Origin of the sequence: Shewanella sp. SM69 (assembly GCF_025653985.1) — a bacterium.
In the GTDB taxonomy this organism is placed as follows: domain Bacteria; phylum Pseudomonadota; class Gammaproteobacteria; order Enterobacterales; family Shewanellaceae; genus Shewanella; species Shewanella oncorhynchi.
In genome coordinates this window covers 1-8,361 of sequence record NZ_JAKKRV010000036.1, presented here as the reverse complement: position 1 = coordinate 8,361, position 8,361 = coordinate 1, and the positions used below count along the sequence as shown (strand labels likewise).

Annotated in this window: 7 protein-coding genes and 2 pseudogenes; 1 reads left to right on the top strand and 8 read right to left on the bottom strand. The window is 47.2% G+C overall.

Translation table 11 applies throughout. The features are described 5' to 3' along the window. Positions 1-228, top strand: a pseudogene (locus tag L5M37_RS23680) (IS1634 family transposase); the annotation flags it as partial. 97 nt (positions 229-325) lie between these two features. On the opposite strand, the gene L5M37_RS23675 reads toward L5M37_RS23680, so the two are convergent. The 8 genes and pseudogenes from L5M37_RS23675 to L5M37_RS23640 form a co-directional block, all read right to left on the bottom strand. Next, the gene (locus L5M37_RS23675) at positions 326-820 is read right to left on the bottom strand and encodes an MSHA biogenesis protein MshF (RefSeq protein WP_219250674.1); all 495 of its coding nucleotides are present in this window, start codon (positions 818-820) and stop codon (positions 326-328) included. Between the two features lie 50 nt (positions 821-870). Next, positions 871-2,091: a type II secretion system F family protein gene (locus tag L5M37_RS23670; protein WP_126491075.1), complete on the bottom strand. Its 1,221-nt coding sequence runs from the start codon at positions 2,089-2,091 to the stop codon at positions 871-873. A gap of 2 nt (positions 2,092-2,093) precedes the next feature. Then, positions 2,094-3,854, bottom strand: coding sequence for a GspE/PulE family protein (locus L5M37_RS23665; protein ID WP_263201901.1), 1,761 nt, complete (start codon positions 3,852-3,854; stop codon positions 2,094-2,096). Further along, complete coding sequence (locus L5M37_RS23660; RefSeq protein WP_263201900.1) at positions 3,851-5,158, bottom strand: tetratricopeptide repeat protein; 1,308 nt, start codon at positions 5,156-5,158, stop codon at positions 3,851-3,853. The genes L5M37_RS23665 and L5M37_RS23660 overlap by 4 nt, the downstream gene beginning before the upstream one ends. Further along, the gene (locus L5M37_RS23655) at positions 5,155-6,063 is read right to left on the bottom strand and encodes an ExeA family protein (protein ID WP_263201899.1); all 909 of its coding nucleotides are present in this window, start codon (positions 6,061-6,063) and stop codon (positions 5,155-5,157) included. The genes L5M37_RS23660 and L5M37_RS23655 overlap by 4 nt, the downstream gene beginning before the upstream one ends. Positions 6,064-6,069: 6 nt before the next feature. Next, positions 6,070-7,752, bottom strand: a complete 1,683-nt coding sequence (gene mshL, locus L5M37_RS23650; RefSeq protein ID WP_263201898.1) for a pilus (MSHA type) biogenesis protein MshL — start codon at positions 7,750-7,752, stop codon at positions 6,070-6,072. 14 nt (positions 7,753-7,766) lie between these two features. Further along, positions 7,767-8,087, bottom strand: a complete 321-nt coding sequence (locus tag L5M37_RS23645) for an MSHA biogenesis protein MshK (RefSeq protein WP_105251271.1) — start codon at positions 8,085-8,087, stop codon at positions 7,767-7,769. A gap of 40 nt (positions 8,088-8,127) precedes the next feature. Next, a pseudogene (locus tag L5M37_RS23640) lies at positions 8,128-8,361 on the bottom strand (IS4 family transposase); the annotation flags it as partial.

Below are 8,361 nucleotides of genomic sequence, written 5' to 3'. Positions count from 1 at the left end.
AGTTTAGAACACAAAATCAGAGAACAACTCGCACAAACCGAAGCGTTCTTCCCAAGTATGGTAAAGAACAAGACGACCTCCAGACCGACGGCACGTTGGGTCTTCTTGCAATTCGAAGGCATAGATACGCTAGAGATTAACGGCCAAAGGTTCATCACTGGACTTCAAGATCACCAAACACAACTACTCAAATTACTCGGTAGATTCTATGAGGTAGTTTATTCCTAAATTAGCTGCGGAATGTCGGATATATATGTCCCCAGACCTCAGAAATTTTATTCTAACAGTTAAATCAATTTTAAAAAGCCATTGAGTTAACAATATTTTACGGAGCAGTCAAAAAAATGACCCTGCCAGAGTTCAGTTGATAGCCTAAACTATCGCCATTTTTAGACCGATAGTGACAGCTATTATCCTTAACCAAATAATCCGCCTCTAGACCTAAATTATCAGTTTCAGCACCCATTAACTGTTGCCACAAATCTTGGCAGCCTTGATCATTTAAGTGCTTAGGTTGTGGCCATCCTAAATCATTGATATCGACAACACTCAACTCAGTTTCTAAGGAGGGATTATCAAATACCTCCCAGTTCAATTGCAATTGTGGTGGCTTACCCAAAGACAACCACTGGGAACGCACCATCACTAGCACATTTAAAAAACGAGCGTGTTCCACTTCCAATCCACGAGCCGCTATTTGCGGTAGCGTAAAAAAGTACTTAGCTCCGATCACCGCCATGATAACCAATACAATTCCAATGGCGATCATACGTCCATAGATACGTAATAGATCGCTTTCAGCCTTTTGCTGAGTCTGCATTTAACCTCAGTCCCACGTATAAGATAGGAAATAAATATTATCCATATCGCTTACTTACCGCCTTTGACCACATTGAGCATATCCCACATTGGCAGGTATATTCCCAAGGCCAACACTAAGACAATCACGGCCACAAAACCGATCAAAATTGGCTCCAATTTCGCGGTGAGGTTCTTTAAATCATAGTCTACTTCGCCCTCATAGAAATCTGCCGCATCATTGAGTAATTGATCGATTTGCCCCGTTTCTTCGCCCACAGCCACCATTTGCAGCACTAGTGGCGTAAATAACTTGCTCTGATTCGATACCCTCAGCATAGAGTCGCCAGACTCTATGCCACGGCGCATACCGACTATCTTGTCGTGCATGTAGGCATTATCTACCGCGTCGGCCACTAAACTTAATGCCTGCGTCATCGGTACGCCCGCACTGAGCATCATAGAGAAACTGCGACAATAACGGGCTAACGTCGAACGCTCAATAATCGACCCTACGGCGGGAATGTGTAACTTCCACTTATCCCACTGCTTCTCGCCTTTTTCCGTATGGTGCCAGTAACGAATGCCAATGATAGTACCAATCAGCGCCACCAACATCAGCGCCCAATAATTCACGAATAGATTTGATGTACCAATCAACACTTTTGTCGCCCACGGCAAGTCGGCGCCAAAACGAGAAAACATCTCAGCAAACTTAGGGATCACCATGATATTGAGGATCACCATAGCGAGCGCAATCGCAATCAATACAAACATGGGATAACGCATGGCCGATTTAATTCGTCGCCGCGTCTCTTGCTCACGCTCGATATAACCTGAAAGTTGAATGAAGGCATCTTCTAACTTACCCGTGTTCTCCCCCACGTGCACCATAGAAACAAACAAAGAATCAAACACATCGGGATGTTGATTCATGGATGATGACAAGGGTCGCCCTGCGGTGAGCTGCTCTGAAATATCATTAAGCGCATCTTTCATTCGCTGGGAATGCGCCGTTTCAGATAAGCCTGCTATTGCCCGCAAAATAGGAATGCCAGAACGGGTCAAGGAGTACATTTGTCGGGTAAAAATCTGTAATTCTTCTAACGCGACTTTGCCACCAAATAACTTAGTCAGTGAGAACGACTTAGCCACTTTGGCGACTTTGACTTCAAGGGGGATAATGCCACGCGCCAATAGCATGTCAGCAGCGGCACTTTCCGACGCGGCATCCAATTGTCCCGTAACGGATTGACCTTGACCACTGCGTCCACGGTATTGATAAATTGGCATAATTACGCCTCAACGCCTTGTTGGCTGATAATATCCTTCGACAAAGGTATCTGAGATTCACTCACGTCTTCCACCAACTTAGCAACCTCTTCAATCGTCGTCATGCCTTCGCTCAGATATTGCAAAGCAGACTCTGCGAGTGGGGTGAAGTTAGGGCTCTGCAACGCGGCTCTGGCAAAATCCTGCGGATTACCAGTACGCATAGCATCGATCATCTTTTCATCTAGCTCGAGGATTTCAAAAATACCGATCCGACCGCGATAACCACTGCCATTACAACTCTGGCAACCCGTGCCAATTCTAAAATTCGCATGGGTAAAATCTTTGCGGCTCACACTACTCAGCCAGGCGTTTTCCTGCGGTGTCGGCTGATACTCAACGCCACAGTTATGGCAAACGCGGCGCACTAAACGCTGGGCAATAATCACCCTCAAGGCACTAGCGACCAAATAACTGGCGGCGCCCATATCGAGCAAACGCAGTGCACTGGTAACCGCATCGTTAGTGTGCAAGGTTGATAATACAAAGTGACCCGTTAATGCGCCCCTTAAACCAATCTCAACGGTTTCTTGGTCACGCATTTCCCCGACCATGATAATATCGGGATCTTGACGCAAGGTGGTGCGCAATACGTTGGAAAAGTCTAAGCCAATCTTATGGTTAACTTGAACTTGGTTGATCCGCGGCAATTGATACTCGACCGGATCTTCCACCGTAATGATCTTACGGTCGGCGGTATTGAGCTCGCTCAAAATACCGTACAAGGTGGTGGTTTTACCGCTACCCGTTGGACCTGTGACCAGTAGCATGCCGTGGGGACGTTTAATCTGTTTACGAATACGCGCCAAAATAGCGGGTGGCATACCGGTTTCGTTTAAGGTCAATAAACCCGCCGATTGATCGAGTAACCGCATTACTACAGATTCGCCATGGTAAATCGGCATGGTCGACATACGCACATCGATATGATGACCTTTGATCTCCATGTGGAAACGACCATCCTGCGGCAAACGTTTTTCAGAAATATCGAGTCCAGCCATTAACTTAAGTCGCAATACTAAAGCCGCGGCAATATTAACTTCATTCAGAATCGTTTCGTGTAGCTGGCCATCGATACGCTGGCGAATACGCAAGGCTTTATCACCGGGTTCGATATGAATATCCGAGGCGCGCATTTGCACCGCATCTTCAAAAATCGACTGCAGCAACTTAACCACTGTGGTTTCATTGTCACTGTCGCCCGACGTGAGGCTGGCTAAATCGAACATCTCATCGGCGGCGTATTCTTCTTCGAGCTTACCGGCGATCTGAGCAATTTGATCTGTACGGCGATATAAGTTATCAAACGCTTGCAGCAGTTGCTGTTCGGGCGCTACCGCTAACTTCAAACGCTTAGGTGCGATAAGCATTTCGAGATGATCGAGCGCCTGCAAATCGGCGGGGTCGCTCATTGCTACCAGTACGCTATCGCCCCTGTCTTCAACTGCTAAAGCACGGAAACGTCGGGCTTGCACCTCAGGAATAAGATGCACCACTTCCGCAGGGATTGGCATTTTACTGATATCCAGCAAAGGCACATTCAATTGTTGCGACAAGAACTGCAGTAACTGATGCTCGGTAATCGATTGCAGATCAATGAGGGTACGGCCCAGTTTTTTGCCCGTATTGCGCTGCTCGCCTAACGCCTGTTGTAGCTGGGCTTCGGTAATAATGGCTTCTTGAACTAACAGATCGCCTAAACGCATTTTTAATCTGGGTTTCATTGGCTATCTCCTAGCTGAGTCAAGCGTTGTTCGATAAAGGCACTCGCCTGCGCCGATAAGCCTCTGTGGCCTAATGCAGTCCGATAGGCTTGGCGTGCTTGGGGGAATTGCTGCTGCGAATCAAGCGCATAGGCCAACCCCATCCACCATTTAGCCTGTTGAGGTTCTTGTTGTAATAATTGTCTATAGGCTTGTTCTGACAATGAAAACTGCCCTAGCTTTTGCGCCAAATCCGATTGTGCCATCCACTTTTGTCTCGCCAGCGGATGCGTGTCAGGTATATTGGCTAAGGTCACTAATGCGAGATCAGCCTGACCAGAGGCTTGCTGAACCCGAGCAAGCAATAAAGCAAAGTCTAATTGCTGCGGGAATAACAGCATGCCTTGCAGTAACACTTCACTGGCTTTGGCTAATTGACCTTGCCCATAATGCAGCGCAGCTAACTGCTTGCGCGCTTCATGCATACTGGGATCAAAGCCTAATGTTTGCTCATAATAACTAATGGCATCTTTGAGTTTGCCATCCCTTTCAGCCTCACTCGCCAATGTGAACCGCTTCTGCGCCAGCTGCTTTGGGGTCAACTTCACCTCAGTAATCGCCATTTGCCCTTGGGGTGTGAGTCGATTAGTGCCTGCATCTGCTTTAACTTCTTGTACTTTAAGCTCATTGCTCGCGTTAAGTTCATTATCGGCGGCAACACTGGCACGTTCTGACATCATTAATGCAGAGGGTGCGGCAGCAGTGACCTCGGCGCTTCGCACGCTCGATGTGACACGATTTGACTGTGAATGGCTTGGCTCGCTTGCCGTATCGACTAGCTCATCTGCGAGTGCTGAGCTCTCATCTTGTTGCCGTTGTGACTCTTGTTCAACATCATGTTCTGATTCAAATTCTTGCGGCTGATTAAGTACAACGTCGTCGACACTGGGTTCAAGCTCTTCACTCTTAGTCGTAAACTCCTGTGTAGTCGCAACTTTAAGCGGTTCTTCGACGACAACGACGCTTGCTGGAGGCTGCCTCGAGGTAATCTTGTCTATCTGAACAGACTCGATTTGAGTCTGAGTAGATTCATTTTGCCCATTTGTTTGAGCCGAAATAGTCGCTTCTGCAGGCTTTGCTGTGAATAATTGCCAGCCATAAACCGTGCCGCCACCGAATAGCAGTGATAAACCACAGAGCAGCAGCCCGTTAAACGGAGTCCGCCTGCGAGCTAAATATTGCACCTGTGGCTGAGCCACGTTGCTGAGCTCATGCCCCTGCTGACGCTTGTCGAGATCCTGCAGCATCTTGTTGATCACGCTCATACAACACCCCTGAAAAAGTGTTGTAATCCCAAACCGAAAGCCACTGTCATCAAAGTGAAAAAAGGCAACCATTTCCACGATAATAATCGGCGAACACTTGCATCTTCGGTGTCTTGAATTGCGGCTTTAACGTGGGAGGTTTGCACACGAGTAGCGCCTTCGCCGAAACTCAATAACAAGGCTTTATGGGCAAGAATATTGATCAATCTGGGGATCCCTCGGGACGCATAGGCTATCTGACGTGTTTCCCGTAATGTAAAGAGTGGTTCGCCCGCACGCCCTGCTATGGCTAATCGGTGGCGAAGATAAGCGTCGGTTTCATCCCATGTTAGTGGGCGAAGGTTGTAGCTAAAAGTAATACGCTGTCTTAATTGCCTAAATTCTTGGCGTTTAAGCCTGTCATCGAGCTCGGGTTGCCCAAATAACACTACCTGTAATAATTTGCGTGTCTCGGTTTCCAGATTAGTGAATAACCGCAGCGCCTCAAGACTGTCGTCCGGCAATGCCTGCGCTTCATCGAGTACCAATACGATGGCGTGCCCGTGGGCGCTCAAGGCTAAAAGCTGCTGTTGAATAAGTCCAGTGAGTTGCTGCTGGTCGATATTGCTGGTGTATTTAAGGCCCAACTCACTCGCTACCGCCCAGCGTAATTCAGTAGGAGTGAGATAAGGATTAGGCAAATATGCGCAATGAAACTGACTCGGCAATTCGTTAATGAGCTTGCGGCAAATCAACGTTTTACCTGTCCCCACTTCCCCTGTCACCTTGATAAAGCCCTCGCCCGTTTGCAGCGCGGTTTGCAAGACTTGCAAGGCTTCCACGTGTGGCGACAGGCCGAAAAAAAATCCGGTATTGGGTGTCAGTGAAAATGGAGGTTGGCTTAGGCCAAAATGCTTCTGATACATAGAAGCTTACTTTGTCTCCGGATACCAACGATCTAATAAGGTCTTAGAACGTTGCAGCTCCGTTTTCCAAGTGTCGGCACCGACTATCGTAGGTTTTAACAGAATAATAAGCTCGGTTTTCTTCTTCTGCTTACTACGGTTTTTAAACAATTCACCTAGGAAAGGAATATCACCCAACAAAGGTACTTGCGATACCACTTCGATGTTTTCACTCTTCATCAAACCACCAATCACCACCACATCACCGGAAGCCGCGCGGATGACAGTATCAGACTCACGAATTTCACTCTGAGCTAAGGGTAATTCCAGCAATTCATTACTCACTTTGATATTTTTTCTCTGCTCCTTTACATCGATAACAGATGGATGCACATGCAGTAACACATTGCCGTCACTATCAATTTGCGGCGTAACGTCTAAGGCTATGCCCGAGAAAAACGGCGTAAGCTCGACTTGCGGAGTGGTCACAGGTGTTGTTCCCGCAACTGTGGTCGAAGAAACGTCGGTGACAAAGTACTCATCGGAACCCACTTTAATTACGGCTTTTTGGTTATTCGATGCAGTGACCCTTGGGCTAGACAGTACATCCACATCACCTTGGGTATCTAATAGGTTGATCATGGTCGTAAAGTCAGAACCTTTAATGCTCAACGAAGTAACGCCACCCATAGCCGAGGTGATTTTATCACTTAAACCTGGGCCCGCTGATGTACCAAAATTCACATTAGTATTGCCAACATGTCCCAGCACATTATCCCATTGGATACCTTGCTGATAACCATCGGATAATGTGACTTCAAGGATCTTCGCTTCTAAAATCACTTGGCGTTGCAAATGACTTTCTGCGGAATTTAAGAAAGTACGCACTTGGCGTAATTCACTAGGAAAAGCACGAATGGTCACTAAACCCGCCTGCGGAGTAACAACAACCTGACGACCGCCACCCGTTTCGCCGATTATCGAGGATAATGTCTCTTTTAACTCTCCCCAAAAATCTGTCTTAGTACGCGAACGGATAAAAGTACCGTTGCTACTATCGCTACCGCCATTACTGCTCGAGTTATTGCCATTACTGCTGTTCGAGTTATTGTTATTATTCGAGCCGCTATTGTTTGAATTGTTATTGTTCGAATTACTATTGGAATTATTGCTATCCGAAATCCGTCCTGAACTCACTGACGTCACAGATAAGCCATCGCGTTCCATATAGAGATAATTCAGCGGAAACGTCTCGGTACGCATTCCAGCAGGAAACACTCTTAGGATGCGCCCTTCGCGACTGACTTCGTAGCCGTAGATATCTTCAACCACTTGAATTGCTTCAGTTAACGTCACACCTTTAAGGGATAATGAAATCGTACCTTGCACGTCAGGATGTACGGCAACACTCAGCGGTGTACCTTGGACTAAGCTTGGAAAAAATACTTTAGCATCAACATCGTGGGCTGATACATCGAAACGACGCTCAGTTTCCAACGTAGGGGTCAAACCTGATAGCAATGCGCCTGAATTCAATTCCCGCTGAACCGCATCCGGCATAGTCGCAGGCGGTGGCGTAGTTGATGCCGTTGCCGTCGCCATTGAGGCCGCTAATTCCGCCTTACTCGCCTCCGGCTGTGGCCTATTTGTGGTCTGACACGCCACAAGGCAAAGTGAGAGCAGAGGTGTAAAGTATTTAATCGCTTTCATCTGAGGTGTATTCCCTATCTCTCTGTTATTGCTTGAAACAATGTCAATTTCCGTCCATCGGACAGCGATACATAAGTGGGGGTAATTTTAACGATACTCAGCCCCTGAACGCTGTCGCCAACAGACAATATCTTGTTATTTATCACAGCATAAGCCGTGTTTCCTGAGCTTACTATGCTGTTAAGTACAAGCGCCTGATCCTGCGTTTGACTCGCATGACCCTGCACAGCAAAGCCTTTACCGGGCAAAGTCGGGTCGCGCAGCGATTCAGCAGACACCATAGGGCTACTAACCAATAACAACACACTGATAATATAAGACTTATTTAGAAACACTGATAAAGTCCTTATTAATACTCAAGGCTGAAGGATCCCCTCATAAATCAGCCATAGCATAGCCATATTTGAGCAACTGATTGGCGAATAATACCCAGGCCGCCAGCAATTCTTTCTCCGTGATTTGATAATCAGGCCGCCTGAGTACCTCCAATCCCAAGCGAATCGTTGAGAGTACCGTTCGATGCCCAATGGTATTGGCCTGAAAATGCTTATCCCAGCCCTGTTGCTGTGCGTGTAAACCAACTAGCCACAACAGGCATTGAACCATCAA

Coding starts and splice junctions, on each gene's coding strand:
- L5M37_RS23655 (WP_263201899.1), bottom strand. CDS start 6,063: ATGTATCAGAAGCATTTTGGCCTAAGCCAACCTCCATTTTCACTGACA.
- L5M37_RS23665 (WP_263201901.1), bottom strand. CDS start 3,854: ATGAAACCCAGATTAAAAATGCGTTTAGGCGATCTGTTAGTTCAAGAA.
- L5M37_RS23675 (WP_219250674.1), bottom strand. CDS start 820: ATGCAGACTCAGCAAAAGGCTGAAAGCGATCTATTACGTATCTATGGA.
- mshL (WP_263201898.1), bottom strand. CDS start 7,752: ATGAAAGCGATTAAATACTTTACACCTCTGCTCTCACTTTGCCTTGTG.
- L5M37_RS23670 (WP_126491075.1), bottom strand. CDS start 2,091: ATGCCAATTTATCAATACCGTGGACGCAGTGGTCAAGGTCAATCCGTT.
- L5M37_RS23660 (WP_263201900.1), bottom strand. CDS start 5,158: ATGAGCGTGATCAACAAGATGCTGCAGGATCTCGACAAGCGTCAGCAG.